15 protein-coding genes and 1 tRNA gene are annotated in these 16,424 nt (G+C 41.7%); 3 read left to right on the top strand and 13 right to left on the bottom strand.

Features of this window, described 5'->3' with window-relative positions; all coding sequences use genetic code 11:
• The 10 genes from abc-f to ACTJJD_RS08915 all read right to left on the bottom strand — a co-directional run bounded on the left by abc-f (position 1) and on the right by ACTJJD_RS08915 (position 10,505).
• Positions 1 to 1,560, bottom strand: coding sequence for a ribosomal protection-like ABC-F family protein (gene abc-f / locus ACTJJD_RS08960; RefSeq protein WP_440608313.1), 1,560 nt, complete (start codon positions 1,558 to 1,560; stop codon positions 1 to 3).
• A gap of 334 nt (positions 1,561 to 1,894) precedes the next feature.
• The gene (locus tag ACTJJD_RS08955; RefSeq protein ID WP_073412768.1) at positions 1,895 to 2,665 is read right to left on the bottom strand and encodes an ABC transporter ATP-binding protein; all 771 of its coding nucleotides are present in this window, start codon (positions 2,663 to 2,665) and stop codon (positions 1,895 to 1,897) included.
• A complete protein-coding gene (locus tag ACTJJD_RS08950; protein ID WP_272511146.1) occupies positions 2,659 to 3,477 on the bottom strand; it encodes an ABC transporter ATP-binding protein in 819 nt (272 codons plus the stop codon). The genes ACTJJD_RS08955 and ACTJJD_RS08950 overlap by 7 nt, the downstream gene beginning before the upstream one ends.
• Positions 3,440 to 4,327 (bottom strand): nickel/cobalt ABC transporter permease, encoded by an 888-nt coding sequence (gene opp1C, locus ACTJJD_RS08945; protein WP_073412772.1) that lies wholly within the window; start codon positions 4,325 to 4,327, stop codon positions 3,440 to 3,442. Before opp1C ends, ACTJJD_RS08950 begins: the two co-directional genes overlap by 38 nt.
• Before the next feature lie 5 nt (positions 4,328 to 4,332).
• Positions 4,333 to 5,262 (bottom strand): nickel/cobalt ABC transporter permease, encoded by a 930-nt coding sequence (opp1B, locus tag ACTJJD_RS08940; RefSeq protein WP_017368098.1) that lies wholly within the window; start codon positions 5,260 to 5,262, stop codon positions 4,333 to 4,335.
• 15 nt (positions 5,263 to 5,277) lie between these two features.
• Complete coding sequence (gene nikA, locus ACTJJD_RS08935; RefSeq protein ID WP_342494302.1) at positions 5,278 to 6,921, bottom strand: nickel ABC transporter substrate-binding protein; 1,644 nt, start codon at positions 6,919 to 6,921, stop codon at positions 5,278 to 5,280.
• Between the two features lie 289 nt (positions 6,922 to 7,210).
• Positions 7,211 to 8,380: a macrolide family glycosyltransferase gene (locus tag ACTJJD_RS08930; protein ID WP_317328060.1), complete on the bottom strand. Its 1,170-nt coding sequence runs from the start codon at positions 8,378 to 8,380 to the stop codon at positions 7,211 to 7,213.
• Between the two features lie 167 nt (positions 8,381 to 8,547).
• Positions 8,548 to 9,438: an ABC transporter substrate-binding protein gene (locus ACTJJD_RS08925; RefSeq protein ID WP_073413322.1), complete on the bottom strand. Its 891-nt coding sequence runs from the start codon at positions 9,436 to 9,438 to the stop codon at positions 8,548 to 8,550.
• 233 nt (positions 9,439 to 9,671) lie between these two features.
• On the bottom strand, positions 9,672 to 10,136 hold the full coding sequence (locus ACTJJD_RS08920; protein WP_050826635.1) for a DinB family protein: 465 nt from the start codon (positions 10,134 to 10,136) through the stop codon (positions 9,672 to 9,674).
• Between the two features lie 293 nt (positions 10,137 to 10,429).
• Positions 10,430 to 10,505: transfer RNA gene (locus ACTJJD_RS08915), tRNA-Arg, on the bottom strand.
• Positions 10,506 to 10,758: 253 nt separating this feature from the next.
• Here ACTJJD_RS08915 and clpP point away from each other — a divergent pair.
• Positions 10,759 to 11,355: an ATP-dependent Clp endopeptidase proteolytic subunit ClpP gene (clpP, locus tag ACTJJD_RS08910; RefSeq protein ID WP_007500118.1), complete on the top strand. Its 597-nt coding sequence runs from the start codon at positions 10,759 to 10,761 to the stop codon at positions 11,353 to 11,355.
• Between the two features lie 55 nt (positions 11,356 to 11,410).
• Here clpP and ACTJJD_RS08905 read toward each other — a convergent pair whose 3' ends face one another.
• Positions 11,411 to 11,989: a TIGR00730 family Rossman fold protein gene (locus ACTJJD_RS08905; RefSeq protein WP_440608312.1), complete on the bottom strand. Its 579-nt coding sequence runs from the start codon at positions 11,987 to 11,989 to the stop codon at positions 11,411 to 11,413.
• A 136-nt stretch (positions 11,990 to 12,125) separates the two neighbouring features.
• Here ACTJJD_RS08905 and ACTJJD_RS08900 point away from each other — a divergent pair, with 136 nt between their 5' ends.
• Positions 12,126 to 12,467: a MazG nucleotide pyrophosphohydrolase domain-containing protein gene (locus ACTJJD_RS08900; RefSeq protein ID WP_047945650.1), complete on the top strand. Its 342-nt coding sequence runs from the start codon at positions 12,126 to 12,128 to the stop codon at positions 12,465 to 12,467.
• Positions 12,468 to 12,496: 29 nt separating this feature from the next.
• Here the strand turns inward: ACTJJD_RS08900 and ACTJJD_RS08895 are convergent, their stop codons facing one another.
• Both ACTJJD_RS08895 and ACTJJD_RS08890 read right to left on the bottom strand, forming a co-directional pair.
• Positions 12,497 to 14,119 carry a SulP family inorganic anion transporter gene (locus tag ACTJJD_RS08895; RefSeq protein ID WP_440608311.1) on the bottom strand — a complete coding sequence of 541 codons (1,623 nt, stop codon included), beginning with the start codon at positions 14,117 to 14,119 and terminating at the stop codon, positions 12,497 to 12,499.
• 37 nt (positions 14,120 to 14,156) lie between these two features.
• Positions 14,157 to 14,738 carry a beta-class carbonic anhydrase gene (locus ACTJJD_RS08890; RefSeq protein ID WP_024719876.1) on the bottom strand — a complete coding sequence of 194 codons (582 nt, stop codon included), beginning with the start codon at positions 14,736 to 14,738 and terminating at the stop codon, positions 14,157 to 14,159.
• A 563-nt stretch (positions 14,739 to 15,301) separates the two neighbouring features.
• Between ACTJJD_RS08890 and ACTJJD_RS08885 the strand changes: the two genes are divergently transcribed.
• A complete protein-coding gene (locus ACTJJD_RS08885; protein WP_241215623.1) occupies positions 15,302 to 16,279 on the top strand; it encodes a 2-hydroxyacid dehydrogenase in 978 nt (325 codons plus the stop codon).
• Positions 16,280 to 16,424: the final 145 nt, after the last annotated feature.

Raw genomic sequence — 16,424 nt, 5'->3', positions numbered from 1 at the left:
TTATGACTCTAACAACTTCTTTCTTTTTAACAATGCTTGAAACGTCTCTTCAAGCTCACGAGAAGGCTCGATGCTTAAACGACTGAGCACTTCAGACAGCTGCATATCAATCAGCAGGAGCTCTTCTTCTTTCTTTGTAGCAGCTGGCTTTTCTTCCTTTTGTTTATATTCTTCATAGGTGCCATCAAAGCGTTCAATGGTTCCCTCGTGCACATGAAGAATACGAGTAGCCACCTGCTCAATGAGCCGCCTGTCGTGGGAGACAAACACAACTGTGCCCGGGTAATCTTTTAAAAGTCCTTCAAGCGCTTCTACTGCCGCAAGGTCTAAAAAGTTCGTCGGTTCATCAAGCATCAGAACATTGGCATCACTGACGAGCAGCTTTGCAAGCATCGTCTTCACCCGTTCCCCGCCGCTTAATACGTTCGTCAGCTTGTACACATCGTCTCCCCGAAACCCAAGTCTCGCTAAAACGGTGCGAACGACAGTCTCATCTTGAATCGCCTGTTCCAGTGCATTTTGTAAGATCGATTCATCTAGATTCAGTCCTGAAAGATCTTGGCTAAAATAACCGATCTTCACGGCTTCTGAACGAAAAATCCCGGGATGTCCGTTTACAAGCATTCGGAGAAATGTCGTTTTACCGCTCCCATTCTTCCCAATGATCGCGACTTTGTCTCCGCCTCTCACTTCTACATTCGCCTTTTTCCAAAGGACTTTATCTCCTGCCATGCCATCTACATGTTCGACACGAAAAATGGTGCGGCTTGCCACTTCCTTCATGGTGTGCTGCGTCATTTGAAGAGGCTGGGCTTCCTTTACCTTCTCCACCTTTTCTAATTTCTCCATTCTTGTTTCGATGGATTTGGCTGTTTTTTGAAGCTTTTTTTGCTTGTTTGCATAGTAAGGCTTTGCAATTTTAGGCCCCGAGGATTTCAGCTTTGGAGATGGCTTTGTCGCTTTGTCGGCCTTTTTCATTTTCTTTTGCATGGCATGTTCTAACTGTTTTTTCTTTTGGGTATACGCCTCGTACGCCTCCACTTGCTGACGATGTTCGAGTTCTTTTTCCCGGGCAAAATCGCTGTAGTTGCCTTTGTATGGTTTGAGTTTCCCATCCTCCAATTCCCAAATGTCTGTACATAACGCATCTAAAAAAGCACGGTCATGCGAGACGACAATCAGAGCACCTTGATGATAACGAAGCTTTTCTTCTAGCCACTCAATATGCTCCGTATCTAAGTGAGTCGTGGGTTCATCGGCTAATAAAAGGGCAGAAGGCCGGCTTAAAGCTCTCTCAATATAAGCTTGAGTCATCTCTCCGCCACTTTGTCTGCCATCTCCTGTCTTTAGTTGAGGAAGCAGCGTACAAGTTGTAGTGTGTGCAAATGTGCCGCTGTCTGGTTTTTCCCTACCCGCCAGTACATGGAGCAATGTCGTTTTCCCACTGCCATTCGTTCCCACAAGGCCGATTCGGTCCCCTTGATGAATGGCCAGCTCCTCTATATCAAATAACAAGCGATCCTTTCTAAATACTTTTAATTGGTGGGCTCTCAGTAACATCCAACCCTCTCCTTTCGTATCAGGAGACATGAAAAAGCCTCCCATTCTCAGAATAGGAGGCAAAATGGTGTACAAAAATAAGCGTATCGATACAGAATGACATGCGGTTCATCAAATGAGCACACATATCCCCCGTATCCATCACTTCAATCTTTGATTCCCAAGCTGTACCATCCTATTCCGAAGCTAAAAAATGAAAACGCAGCAAACATAGCAACACATATCGTTTGCTCACTGCCTTCGTTCTTTCATTTTGCTTACAGGTCATAGGATTAGTACTTCATTGCATTGGGTCACCCTTCCGTCATTTGTTACGTATACGATAAAAGATTGGTTATTTTTTGTCAAGCTGAAAAGGCATGAGTGAGTCTATTAGCTTGAGCGTAAATGGATGAGTCGCTTCAAACAGCTGGTCACTTTTACATTCTTCCACAAGTTTTCCCTCATGTAAAAAAAGAAGTCGATCACATAAATAAACGGCTGCCTCTAGATCATGGGTAATCATGAGAATGGTCATATCTAACTCTTGCTTTAATGTCTCAAGAAGCTCCAATATTTGAACTTGGACAGAAACGTCAAGTGAGCTAAGGACTTCATCTAAGATGAGAATGGCTGGATTCGTCGATATGGCTCTTGCTATGCATACACGCTGGAGCTGACCGCCGCTTAGCTGATGAGCATATTGATTTAGCAAAGACGATGGAAGTCTTACTTGCTTGAGCAGGGACAACACTTTTTGGTTCACATTCATGTTTCGCTTTATTATTTGCATGGGTTCTGCTATGATCTCTTTCACTGTAAAGGAAGGATGGACAGAAGATAGATAATCCTGAAAAACAACACTCATTTCCCCCCGGTTCATCTTACGCCATGTATGAGCTGGCCATCCATCTATCTTTATCTCTCCGCCGTCTAATGTTTCTAAACCAAGCAGCGTACGTGCTATTGTACTTTTACCACTACCGCTCTCACCGACTAACCCGACACATTCACCTTCTCCAACCTGAAATGAAACCTGAGCTATGCGTGCTATGGATTCCTCTTTATGAAAAAAGCGCCCTTTATCTTCTCCATGTTTAAGTAGTTGATTTGCTGTGATCAGCATGGGAATGCCCTCACTCTCTTCTGCTGCCTCAGTGCTTCAAGGGGTGCCGATAAGCGAAGCCTCGTTTCTAGTAAATGCCTCGTTTGAGGATGCTCAGGTGATGTAAATATCTCTTTTGCATGACGATGCTCAAGCATCTTCCCTTGGTGCATCACCAACAATTCATCAGCGATTGCCTGAACGACGCCTAAATCATGCGAAATGATGATCAAGGCAGCTCCTGTTTCTTCTTTCAGCCTCTGTAATTGTGTGATGACTTCGCGCCGGTTATATGCATCTAATGATGCTGTAGGCTCATCGGCAATGATCACGTCAGGAGAAAGCATGATCGTAATGGCAATCACGACACGTTGAAGCATTCCTCCCGACAGCTCATGAGGATATTTTTTCATTAACATATGCGGATTGTTTAAATGGACACGTTCTAGCCCAGTGATCGCATGTGCTGTCCCTTCTTTTCCACGTAAACCCAAATGCCGCTGGAACGTTTCAAGTATTTGATGACCAATTGTTTCAATTGGATTGAACGCATTCATAGCATCTTGTGGAATGTAGCCAATTCGCTTTCCTCTCCACTGCTGTGAAGTCTGACTTGTCAATTTTTCACCGTCAAACAAAATGCTCCCAATCATCTCTAGCGAAGGAGGGATAAGGCCAATTAATGCTTTTGCAACGGTTGATTTTCCGCTTCCACTTTCTCCAATAACGCCTAAACAACGTTGTCTATGTAATGTAAACGTGATATTTGCCACTAAATCCTTTTGTTGAATCGGATCATGTACGGACAGATTTTTTATCTCGATGAAAGGCAAACCGTCTCCCCCCTTTTTTGTTGGTAAGGTGCATGGCAGGGTTCATGACCTGCTGAAGACTGTCTCCTAAAAAATTCAGTGCCATGACCACAAATAAGATCGCAAGTCCAGGCGGGAGCATGTGAGCCGGGTGCGTCACCATGACATTCTTCGCCTCGTTGAGCATCATGCCCCATTCCGGTGTAGGTGCACTCACACCTAATCCAAGAAAAGACAGAGCAGAAATATTTAAAATGACCCAGCCTGCGTCAAGTGTAGCAAAGACAGCAATCTCTCCTGAGATGCGAGGAAATAGATGTTTTCGAAGGATATAAAAAGGTGAACCCCCAGATACTTTCGCAAACTGAACAGATGGTTCATTCGTATATTGCAGGACTGACGAACGAATCATCCTTGTATACCAAGCCCATTTTGCAAGGACATTGGCCAAAATAATATTGAAAAGCCCAGGTCCCATAATGCCCACAACGGCCAAAATCATCACCTCTGCTGGAAATGACAGCATGACATCACATATTCTCATTAGAGCTCCATCAACTTTCCCTCTAAAAAAACCAGCCATGAGTCCAAGTATCGTGCCAATGAGCATCGTGATACACATTGTCAGCACGGCAGCAAGCATCGTTGTCCGAATACCATATAAGAGCCGCGACAATACGCATCTCCCCAGCTGATCCGTTCCGAGCGGATATGTTAGACTCACACCGGCATATTTTTGAAGAATATTCGTGTCAGTTGGATCATGTGGCGCTAGCACTGGTGCAAACAGCCCAGCTAATGTGACAAGTGCCAAAAACCAAATAGACAGAATGGCTATGCGATCTTTTCTTAATCGATTCCATCCGGGCAAAGTTCTCAGACCTCCTTTCGCAACTGCGGATTCATGATCATTTGTATGACGTCCGCGATAAGGTTGCACACAACGAATAGAATTCCCATCACAAACAAATAGGCTTGAATCATAGGGAAATCGGCGTGAAAAATAGCTGTTACACACAAACGGCCAACCCCTGGCCAAGCAAAGAGATTTTCAATAATGACGGTTCCTGCAATGAGCTTTGGTATTGACATACCGAGTGCTGTTACCGCTAGTTGAAGGGCATGTCTCATCACCTTCAATTGAATGGTTCGTTCCTTTAAACCACGAGCTCTTGCATAAAAAACAAAGGGCTCGTGCTGAAACTTTAGGATTTGATTTCGAATGAGTCTCACATAGGTCGATAAGTAGCCAAACGATAGAGTCATCGCTGGCAAAAGAAGCGATTTAAACCCTTCCATTCCACTCGTGTTGACCCAGTTAAATTTGACTGAAAAAAGCCAGATAAATAAAATGCCCAACCAAAAACTAGGCATGGAAGCTGCAATAAACACAAATGCTCTCACGATTCGATCCAACCATGTATGTGCCGCATATGCACACACCATTCCGAATAACAAACTCAGCACAATAATAAACAAAAGGGACATCCCTGCAAGCTGTAAAGTCGCAGGAAGTGCCTCCATCATCAGGTCAAGTACAGGCTCATGTGTGACATAACTACTGCCAAAATCACCTGTTAATCCGTCTTTAAGCCATGTGACATAGCGTATGAAAAAAGGTTGATCTAAGCCTAGCTCTTGACGCATAGATTCAACCATCTCTTCCGTTGGGGTTACTTGGTTCACACGTAAAGCGACCTCAGCTGGATCACTCGCACGCATCGCAAGTAGCACAAACGCAAAAAACGTAATGAATACAATGAGCGGCAAAAGAAGCAATAATCGTTTTATGATATAGCGTGTCATGTCTCAGCCTCCGATTTATGACGAAAAATACATTCGATCAAAGGGAATTTCATACTGAGATACATAAAAATCTACACCTTTGAGGCGCTTATTATAAACGGCCTTTGTCACAGAATAGGAAATAGGGATATACACATTTTCATCATGAATATACGTCAAAATATCTCGGTACATTTGTGCCCTCTTTTGCTCATCCGGCTCCACCAATACTTTCGTAATGGTCTCATCCAGCCACTTTTTCTTTTTCAATCCTAACTGAGCTTGATAATCAGCATGGGATGCAACACGGAATGAAGAGACGTATGTTTGAGGGTCATAAGGAAGTCCCCAAGATAGAGAGTACATAAGATCAAACTTTCCTGTTTTTTGACGATCTAAAAATGCCTGTTTTTCTTCACCTCTAATATCCAGCTTGATTCCAACCTGCTTGAAGTCCTGCTGAATCGATTCACTAATCGTTCTTTCACCTGCATTATCCGAATTATAATAAATGGTCACGCTGAGCGGCTTGTCTTTTTGATAGCGATAGCCGTCTTCTTTTAGCTTCCAGCCTGCCTCATCTAATAATGCCACTGCTTTCTTTTTTTGATAGGTTTTCTTTTTAAGCGGAATATCTGCGTAAGGGACTGATGGGGCGAGCAGTGTATGTGCCACCTGTTCAGTTCCATTTAAAATCCCTTCTGTAATCATCTCTTTTTGAATGGCATATTGAAATGCTTCTCTTACTTTTGGATCTTGTGTTATTGGTTGATTGGAGTTGATCACAATAGATCTTGATCCAACAGGAGGACTCACGGTTACCCCATATTGACCAGCTTCTTTTAAAGCCTGAAATGAATCTCCGTCGATCATGTCACCATCAGCTCCAAATAAGAGGTCGATCTCCCCTTTTTGCAGAGCGAGTAAAATCGTTTGGTGATCCGGCATGACCTTCCATTTCACTGTTGAAATCTTTGGCTTCTTTCCCCAATAGTGATGATTCACTTCAAAAATGGCATATTGATTTTTCTTATGTTCCTTTAACACATAAGGACCTGTACCTGCATAACCTTTGACGCCTTTTGATGTGGTGCCATCAATAAAGCTTTTGGGAGAAATAAAACGGAATGGACGTGTTAAACCAAGTTCTTCTAATGTTGGATAATAGGGCTCCTTCAATGTGAGAACAAATGTATGTTCATCTACAGCCTTTGTGGATTTAATTTCTGACACGAGATTGAGCCAAGCATTTTTTTCAATATTTTTGACAACTGCATCAATATTCATTTTGACAGCCTTCGCATTAAATGGCTCACCATCTGAAAAAGTCACGTTTTCTCGAAGATGAAATGTGTAGGTTTTTCCATCTTTAGAAATATCCCAGCTTTGGGCCAGGGCAGGTTGAATGCCTTTTTCCGTATTCACAACAAGCGATTCAAACACCATATTTTGAGCGGCCATCTCCCCGCCATATAGATGGGGATTAATGTCTCTTATATCTTTTGTACTTGCATACACCAGTTCATCATCTTCTCTTCCACTTAAACTGGAAGAGGTCTTATTTTCAGAACAAGATGCCAATAGAAAACAAGCCATGACTGAAAACAGCATCAAGGTATATGTCACAAAGGACTGCTTTTTCTCGTCCTTTTTCTTTATGTAAACAGGTTGATGATTCATATGTACTTCCCCCAAATGTTCATTTTATCGTAATCATTACGATTATTAATCGAAATGATTACGAATTGAATATTAGCATACAGATCTGGGAAATACAATGTCTTTTTTCACCGAAAAAACAGACTCATGATTGAGTCTGTCAGGTTGTTGACAAAGAGCTAAAATGATCTTTATTTTAGCTCTTTGTCTTCTTTTCAGCGTGAAAGAAAACCTTTGCAGTCTAGGAAGGGCGAGCACCAGCGCACAGACCTGCGGGCGAATTCGAGGGTTTGTCTACACGCTGAGAGACTCATGATTGAGTCTGTTTCGCTTGCATAAACTGATCAATGACACGTAATGCTTTTTCTGTTCCACCTGCTGTTTGGAAACTTTCTTCAATCTTTTCAATTCCAGCACGGTACGTGTCACTTCCCAGTACACTTTCTACAGTATCTCTCAACTGCTTTGCTGTCAGCTGGTCTTTATCGAGTGCACGAGCAGCAGAGAGATCCGTCAGTCTTTTTGCCACCATCGGCTGATCTTTGTCAACCGGAATGACAACCATCGGAACATGATAATGAATACCTTCATTGACACTGTTCATCCCGCCGTGAGTCACAAACACATCTGTCAGTTCAAGGACTTCAAGCTGCGGCACATAAGGCTCGATGAGAAAATGAGATGGCGCTTCTTTTAGGAGAGACATGTCGATTTTTTCACCAGTTGCGAGAATCACTTTTCCATCAAAGTCGGCAAAGGCATCAATACACATATTAAAGAATGCTTCAGTATCTCCAAGAACCGTTCCCATTGAAATAAAGACGACCTTCTCTCGCTCAAGCGTTTCTAACGGGAAATCGTGCTGGTCAGCACGTTTTAGAAAGCTCGGTCCAATGAAAACAAACGAATCATCCAATGCATCAACAGACGGCTGAAAATATTCACTTGTATACACCATATTCAGCTCTCCACGGTTTTTCATGAATTGCATCAAATGCTTTGGCTGAACGCCAAAACGTTCATGTATTTCTTCTAACAGATGAGCCGCCTTCTCATCTTTTCTGTATAGAGGTGTATCAAAATGTGCCTCTTGCAGCACAAAAGAAGGATTCGAACCGATGCCTGGAATCTGTAAGTAATCCCGCACAAGCTCACCTGCTCCAAACATATCAAAATAGACCAAATCAAATGAATGCTGTTGAGAAAGAGTTTCCACCACTTCTAAAATGTCTAATGACGTTTGTAGCATGGCATGGAAAAATGGCTGCATGGACTCTAAATCGCTTTCTTCGACACTTAATGTGCGAATATAATCTGGATGTATATGTATGTGAGCGCCTAAGCGTTTGATCCGCTTTTGATAATGTTCAGTTGTGACCACATGCACTTCATCACCTCGATCAACAAATGCTCTTATCATTCCTAACATTGGGTTCACATGTCCTTCAGCTGGGAACGTAATCATTAAAACCTTCGCCACAAGAATCCTCTCCTTATTGTCAATTCCCTTCCATGTTAATCTTATACAGTGATCGGGCTCAACAAATACGCCTGAAAAGGGCAGAAATGAGTCTTATGGCTAGTATTTTAAGAGGATAGCAGAAAAAAAGACAAAGCCTCCTGTTTAAGTGCTTTGTCTTCTTTTTATTAATTTTTAAGTAGCATTTGTTTAAACGTAGCAGACTGTTTTTCAATTGAGATTGGATCAGCATAGATAAATTCATTGATTGAATAGGATAAAACATGTCCTTGTTTCACTGCTTTATTCTTCTTCCATACACCGCTGCCTGTGATATCTAGATTAGGTGCTTTTCCATCCTTTGTTGGTACAAGTAAATAGTCACCTGTATACTCATTCATCTCTTCTAATGAAATACCGAGATACCCTTCTTTCGGAAGAGCCTTATCCGCTTTTTCAGGCAGGCTAAATCCATACCCTTGATAGATGACCTCCCCACCGCGGCCAAAGTCTGTACCAAATAAGTACACCTGCTTAGGCTGCACATCCATAATGGAGAACGTCTTGTCTTCACCAATTTTTGCTTTGACCTCTTTGCCGTCTTTTTTCAGCTGCTCGTCCATTTCTTGTATTTGTTTTTTGGCTAACGATTCTTTTCCAAGAATCTTTCCGATTTCAATATGCATCTCTTTAAAGCTATGTTCACTTGTTGTGAAAGTGATTGTTTTTGCGATCTTTTTATATTTTTCAACTTGATCATTTTGTGAATAAGCAATGATGAGATCAGGCTTCAGTTTGGCGATTGCCTCCACATTTTCTATCGGCACCCTCTTCACACCTGTTTCATCTAAAAAGGATGATTTAGGATAAACATCTGTCATGCCAACAGGTGTCACACCTAACTTTTTAAAATTTCCAAGCTGTGCTGTTAACACAACAATTCGTTTCGGCTTGTCAGGAATGGTGATCTTTTCACCCGTTTCAGTTGTATATGTACGAGTATTTGATTCTTGTTCTTTATTGTCTTTCTGCCCGCAAGCCACCAACAATACTGCCAGCAGACTCATAAGCCAAATCATTTTTTTCACTTACGAAACCACCTTTAATTGAGAATGATTATTAATTATAGCATAAATAGTTTGGTATAGATGTAAAGTTTTAGAAGTGAACGCCACACAAAAACCCCTCTCTTAATGAAGAAGGGTTTGAGAGACCTTGTTCTATCGTGAACTAGGTCGAGCATGAACTCGAAGAACGTATAATTGACATTACTTGAACCAACACGATGGATGGTTATTTGAATTGAGGACAGTTATTCAAACATAGAAATTTTAGGGTCTTTATCGTAACAGTGAACAAGCATAGCGTGTACTTGCCCCCTATGATGATAAACATGTGCTAATATCTCTAACAACCATTCATACCTTGTATATGTCACACCCCAATAGGAAGTGGTACGAGACAGTAGTTCTGTGTCCGATAATTTCATATAATGATTTTTTAATGAATGGAAATTAGTCATTAAGCCTTTTTCTATCGACTTTACAGTTTTATATGATACATTAGCATAAAATGTTTCCATCTCTTCTTGGGTCGCCTCATTCGCAATACGCCAGTCAGCTTCACAAATGATCGCAATGTGTTCCAGCAACTCTCCGATAGACTGCTTATGAGGTGTTGGTCTTTTTTGTAAATCAGTTTCTTCTAATTGCCTTACTATTTTTATCAATGTTTTAACAGCTACTTCAATTTGATGTAAAACACTTTCACAATTCATTAGTGCCTCCTTATGAATGAATTCTGCCCTTTTCGTTGAACAAGCTTTGAGAATATTGATGAACTGACTTTATACTCCAATAATAGATTAAGTTTACTTGATTGTCTATCATCAAGAAAATTTGTCTTTTTAACAATATTAATCTGTGTTTTTCGATACAAAATGAACTCTCTAATAAATAGTGAAGTTCCTCTCAATTTACTCACAAAATACCACTCATAAAAAAACAAAAAAACCCTTGATTTCAAAGGGTTTTCAAGTTCTTTCATAAATAATCCATCGGATACTCAAGACGCGCTCGGAGGGATTCGAACCCCCGGCAGACGTGGTACCGGAAACCACCGCTCTATCCAACTGAGCTACGAGCGCACGATTTGTTTTTTGAACGTCAGCACATCAAATTATAAGGGAAATGCTGCAAGAAAGCAATGATTAATCACTATCCCTGTCGATGCATTTTCTTCATTCCCATACATATACTCATATGATGGTTTGAAGTGGAAGAGTTTTGGGGAAAATGGATAGGGGTATTTGATTTTAGGTCAGCATTTTGTTTGACCTTTATTGACCAAAAATGTATCATTGAATTACATACTTACCTAAAAGGTGAAGGAGGAACATTATGAATTTAATACCTACAGTCATTGAGCAAACAAATCGTGGGGAAAGAGCTTACGACATTTATTCTCGTCTTTTAAAAGACCGTATTATCATGCTTGGTTCTGCGATCGATGACAATGTTGCCAACTCCATCGTATCACAGCTTCTCTTCTTAGAAGCCGAGGATCCAGAAAAAGATATCTCTATCTACATTAACAGCCCTGGCGGTTCGATCACAGCTGGTATGGCCATTTATGATACGATGCAATTTATTAAACCAAAGGTATCAACTATTTGTATTGGTATGGCTGCATCTATGGGTGCGTTCCTGCTTGCTGCTGGTGAAAAAGGTAAGCGTTATGCCCTTCCAAATAGTGAAGTGATGATTCACCAACCACTAGGTGGTGCGCAAGGTCAAGCAACAGAAATTGAAATTGCGGCAAAACGAATCCTTTCTTTACGCGATAAACTGAACCAAGTACTTGCTGAACGTACTGGTCAGCCAATTGAAGTCATTGAGCGCGATACAGATCGTGACAACTTCAAAACAGCGGAAGAAGCACTTCAATACGGACTCATTGACAAAGTCTTGACCCGTAATACAGAAGAACAAAAATAATCACAAAACAAACCGTCTGCTCTTTGAACAGACGGTTTTTTGTTATGCATCTATTTTAAGACAGCTCCGTCCATTTCTGTTGAAGAGTTGGTGTTTGATAAGAAGCCATCTGTGAAATCAATTCTTCCGGTTCTCCAGAGGCATGTAGTAATTGAAGGTGTGATTCATTCGAAAAACCTTCCTGTACACTAAACTTCACCATGTCTATGAGCGGATTGAAATAGTCATTCACTTGATACAATCCGATTGGCTTTTGATGGATGCCAATTTGCGCCCAACATAGCACCTCAAATAATTCTTCATATGTACCAAAACCACCTGGCATGGCAATAAACCCATCGGCCAGCTCGCTCATTTTCGCTTTTCGTTCATGCATTCCTTTGACTTCAATGAGTTCAGTGAGCTCTTGATGCACAACCTCTCCTCTAAAAAGCCCTTTTGGCATGACTCCGATCACTTGCCCGCCGTTTTTTAATACCTCATCCGCTATAGCGCCCATTAAGCCAATTCGTGAGCCTCCGTATACAAGACGGATTCCTTGCTCTGCCATATAAGCCCCTAGCTCGACAGCTTTTTGTTTGTAGAGGTCATTCACACCTGGATTCGAACCAGCAAACACACAAATCGTTTTCATCAAAACAGCTCCATCTCTCTCTATGATTTCTTCCCCCACTCATTCTACTATAATTCATTGTAAAGAAACAGCCGCTCCATCTATATATAGTGTAAAATCAGAAGGTGAACACCATATAAGGAGCTGTATAAAGAGAATGCAAACAACTGAAATGGAAAAATGGATCAAAGATTTCTACAAAATGAGAAATTGGACAGAATACGGGCCGTTTATCAGGTTAGGTTTCCTGATGGAAGAAACAGGTGAACTCGCTCGCGCAGTCAGGGCGGTCGAAATTGGACGCGATCGACCTGATGAGAAAACACAGGAGGACGCCGCGTTAAGAAAGGACCTTATTGAAGAAATGGGAGATGTCTTAGGAAATCTACTTGTTCTAGCTGATCTCTATGATGTAACAGTAGAAGAGATCTTCTCTTCCCATCAACAGAAACTCACACAACGGTTTTCTAGTGAAAAAGAGCAGGTAAAAAGCACGTGACCGACATGTCACGTGCTTTTTTTAGCCTTTTATAGCTGCTGTGGTGAAATATCATCCGTTCGTTCAAAGAAATGCTGCTTTCCAATGTGATGGAAAAGACCGGTACGATGCAAAAGCTCTTTTGGCTGTGATTGAAGCCCTACAATCATCAATTTTCCATCGTGATGCTTTAATCGATTGGAAATGTTCATCAGAACCGCTTCTGCTGAGGTGTCCATATAATTCACTTTGTTCATAAGCAAAATGAGTGTTTTCGGCTTTGTCTGAACATGATCCAAAATCGAATTTTCCAATGAATCGGTTGTACCGAAAAAGAGTGGCCCTTCAATCGAATACATACTAATCCCTTTCTGATCGGTCTCCCTTTCTAAGGCAGCCGCCGTGTCGATTTGAGGAACAGCGACATTTGTGTGGATATTCGTTGTCTGGCTCATTTTTTTGATAAAGGCGATAAACGCTAAAATGAGACCTGCAGTCACGCCAATAATCAAATCACCGATGACCGTTAGCAGGAAGGTCACGACGAGCACAAGGGAATCCGCATTTTTGACTTTGACAATATTGATAAACTCTTTTTTCTCACTCATATTCCACGCCACAAACATCAAAATCGGTGCCATGGCAGCAAGCGGAATCATCGATGCATATGGTGCAAATAACATTAAGATGAGCAAGACGACGACACCATGCACAACTCCTGAAATGGGGCTTGCTCCACCATTTTTAATGTTTGTTGCCGTACGAGCAATCGCTCCAGTCGCTGGGATCCCTCCGAAAAGCGGTGCCGCCATATTGGCAATTCCTTGCCCGACAAGCTCCTTGTTGCTGTCATGCTTTGAGCCTTTCATATTATCAGCAACCATAGCTGACAAGATCGACTCCACGCCGCCCAAAAGCGCAATGACAATAGCCGGCGGCAGCAGATAAATTATTTTTTCAATCGTTAATTCAGGAAAAGCGAAAGTTGGCAGCTGACGAGGGATTTCACCATATGCAGAGCCGATGGTTTCAACTTGTCCTTGAAAAAAGAGAACAGCTATAAATGTTGAAACGAGTAGACCTAATAGAGCACCAGGTATTTTGGGAATGTATTTTTGTGCCGCCAAAATCACGATGAGCCCAACAATCGCTGTGAGAATGGCGAGACTGTTTGCGGTACCGAGATGGACCACGATTTCTCTCATATTGAGGAAAAAGCTTTCATGCTTTTCAACACCCTTTAATCCGAGGAAGTTGGCAATCTGTCCTGAAAAAATAATGACAGCAATGCCGGCAGTAAAGCCGATGATAACCGGACGAGGAATAAATTTCATGAGCTTCCCTAGTTTGAATATTCCGAATAAGACAAGCATACAGCCTGCCATAAAACCAGCAATGAGTAAGTTTTCGATACCGTACTGGCTGACGATCCCGAATAAAATTGGAACAAATGCCCCGGTCGGTCCGCCGATCTGATACTTTGAACCACCAAACAATGAAATCAAAATGCCGGCAACGATGACTGTGTACAATCCGTATTCTGGTCCGACACCAGATGCAATGGCAAAAGCCATGCCTAAAGGAATTGCCACAACGCCCACGACAAGCCCAGCGATTAAATCGCGTCTAAACTTTGATGAATCATAACCTTCAAATCTTCCATAAAAACGCATGGTATGTGTTGGCCTCCTTCAAGTATGTGAAGATGATTTAGGTATATTGCGGATCGATCTGTTTATCTTTTATAACGACATCCAGCTTTCCTGTTGCCGGATGAATCACTAGTCCATGAACAGCTACATCACTTGGCATGAGCGGGTGCTCTTTGACTAATTTCACACTTTGAGATACGCTCTCTTCCACTGAATCAAAGCCTGTCAGCCAGCCCTTTAAATCGACACCTGCGCTTTTCACAATGCTCAAACACTTTTCCTCAATTCCCCGTGCTTTTGCCTTTTCAAGTAAAGGGTCTGCCGCAAGGCCTGCCATTCCGCATTCATGATGTCCGACAATGCATACTTCCTCTGCTTTCAGCTCATAAATGGCTAGTAAAATACTCCGCATGACACTGCCAAATGGATGTGTGACGATGGCTCCTGCATTTTTAATGATCTTCGCATCACCGTTACGAAGCCCCATGGATTGGGGTAATAATTCCAACAGGCGTGTGTCCATACAAGTTAATATAACCAATTTCTTCTCAGGAAATTTTCCCGCCTTGAAAGGCTCATACTGTCTCTCTTTCACAAAATCTGCATTATGCTGAAGAATCTGTTCTAATGTTGAATCCATCCTGTCATCTCCTATCTTTTTTAAGTGATTGTAACGCCTTACCTGACCTCCTTTTCCCTTGTGTGTTCTCAAGCATAGAGAAGAAAAATGATAGAAAAAAAAGAAAAAAATGAGAAAACGATGAGAGAATATGTAAGCATTTTCTCTATTTTGCTCTTTGTTCCGCTTCAGCACAGGGGATATGCGGCTTTTGCTTACAAACGATGGCTCTCATTTCACCAAAAGACGATGAAAAGGTTTAGTAGAAAATGACCATCCCGTTTAATACACTGCAAATATAATAAATTTTCTATCAAAAAGTCTCGATCTTTTTTCCAGTTTGTCAGATTATCTCTCGAAATATCTAGCGTTTTTCTATGACTCATCTACTAATCACTCGTTTTTCTACATCATAAAAAGACATCAGATGGCCATGTCATTTACTCTTTCACTATAAAAATCTCTCCTTTTCAGTTATTTCAGTATATTAAATATTGAGCAGCTCATATTCAAACGTGTACTGCCAAAATGGTTGCTTTATAATAAAAAGAGAAAGATGACCATGTGAAAGGAGCGAGTTGATGATGAAACCACATATTTTTGTCGCCAAACCCTTACCTGCCGCTTTTGAAGACATGTTAAAAGAACATTGTACATATGAGGTATGGCAGTCAAAGGATCCGATCCCAAGAGATCTATTATTTGAGAAGCTGCAGAAGGCTGATGGCCTTTTAACATCTGGTACGAAAATTGATCAAGATTTATTAGATCATGCACCCCAACTCAAGGTGGTGAGCAATAATTCAGTCGGCTATGACAATTTTGATCTAGAAGCCATGAGACAAAGAGGCGTGATTGGTACGCACACACCTTATACACTCGATCATACCGTTGCTGATCTTGCCTTTTCGCTCATTCTCTCTTCTGCGAGGAGAATTGCCGAGCTTGATCGTTTTATCCGCAAGGGAAAATGGACAAAATTTGTTCAAGAAGAAGATATATTCGGCATTGACGTCCATCATCAAACGCTTGGGATCATTGGGATGGGACGAATCGGTGAGCAAGTAGCCAAACGAGCCGCTCATGGTTTTGATATGAACGTCCTCTATCACAACCGGAGCCGGAACGAGAAAGCCGAATCGGCATATGGCGCTGTATATTGTGCACTGGATGACTTGCTGAAGCAAGCTGATATCATTGTGTTAATCACACCACTGACGGATGAGACATACCATATGATAGGAGAACGGGAATTGAAATTAATGAAGCCGACAGCTTTATTCGTGAACATCTCCCGCGGAAAAACCGTCGATGAGAAAAGCCTCATTCAAGCACTGCAGGAAGGGTGGATTAAAGGAGCTGGTCTGGATGTGTATGAGCAAGAACCGCTTCAGGAAGATCATCCTTTCAAAGAGATGGACAATGTCACACTTGCCCCGCATATCGGTTCCGCTACTGAAACGACAAGAGATCTTATGCTGAAACGAGCCATTCATAATGTGATTCATGGAATTGACGGCAAAGCCCCTATTGATATTGTGAAGGAGCTTGCCTCATCTTAATTGAAAAAAGGCGCAGGGAACTGCGTCTTTTTGTTTACGTCATCTAGAGACAGTAGGTCAAAAAAGCCTCATTTTTTCCAATCTCCTGATTCTTTACATTCTCTTCATATGCCGGTGCTATAATATGAGGTAGACAAGCATCAAG

Origin of the sequence: Bacillus sp. 22446, from assembly GCF_052044955.1 — a bacterium.
In the GTDB taxonomy this organism is placed as follows: Bacteria; Bacillota; Bacilli; order Bacillales; family Bacillaceae; genus Bacillus; species Bacillus altitudinis.
This window is presented reverse-complemented; position numbering and strand designations above follow the sequence as displayed.

Excerpts from the sequence above, each read along its gene's own strand:
- abc-f (WP_440608313.1), bottom strand. The coding sequence starts at position 1,560 with ATGTTACTGAGAGCCCACCAATTAAAAGTATTTAGAAAGGATCGCTTG.
- ACTJJD_RS08955 (WP_073412768.1), bottom strand. The coding sequence starts at position 2,665 with ATGCTGATCACAGCAAATCAACTACTTAAACATGGAGAAGATAAAGGG.
- opp1B (WP_017368098.1), bottom strand. The coding sequence starts at position 5,262 with ATGACACGCTATATCATAAAACGATTATTGCTTCTTTTGCCGCTCATT.
- nikA (WP_342494302.1), bottom strand. The coding sequence starts at position 6,921 with ATGAATCATCAACCTGTTTACATAAAGAAAAAGGACGAGAAAAAGCAG.
- ACTJJD_RS08925 (WP_073413322.1), bottom strand. The coding sequence starts at position 9,438 with ATGATTTGGCTTATGAGTCTGCTGGCAGTATTGTTGGTGGCTTGCGGG.
- ACTJJD_RS08920 (WP_050826635.1), bottom strand. The coding sequence starts at position 10,136 with ATGAATTGTGAAAGTGTTTTACATCAAATTGAAGTAGCTGTTAAAACA.
- clpP (WP_007500118.1), top strand. The coding sequence starts at position 10,759 with ATGAATTTAATACCTACAGTCATTGAGCAAACAAATCGTGGGGAAAGA.
- ACTJJD_RS08905 (WP_440608312.1), bottom strand. The coding sequence starts at position 11,989 with ATGAAAACGATTTGTGTGTTTGCTGGTTCGAATCCAGGTGTGAATGAC.
- ACTJJD_RS08900 (WP_047945650.1), top strand. The coding sequence starts at position 12,126 with ATGCAAACAACTGAAATGGAAAAATGGATCAAAGATTTCTACAAAATG.
- ACTJJD_RS08895 (WP_440608311.1), bottom strand. The coding sequence starts at position 14,119 with ATGCGTTTTTATGGAAGATTTGAAGGTTATGATTCATCAAAGTTTAGA.
- ACTJJD_RS08890 (WP_024719876.1), bottom strand. The coding sequence starts at position 14,738 with ATGGATTCAACATTAGAACAGATTCTTCAGCATAATGCAGATTTTGTG.
- ACTJJD_RS08885 (WP_241215623.1), top strand. The coding sequence starts at position 15,302 with ATGAAACCACATATTTTTGTCGCCAAACCCTTACCTGCCGCTTTTGAA.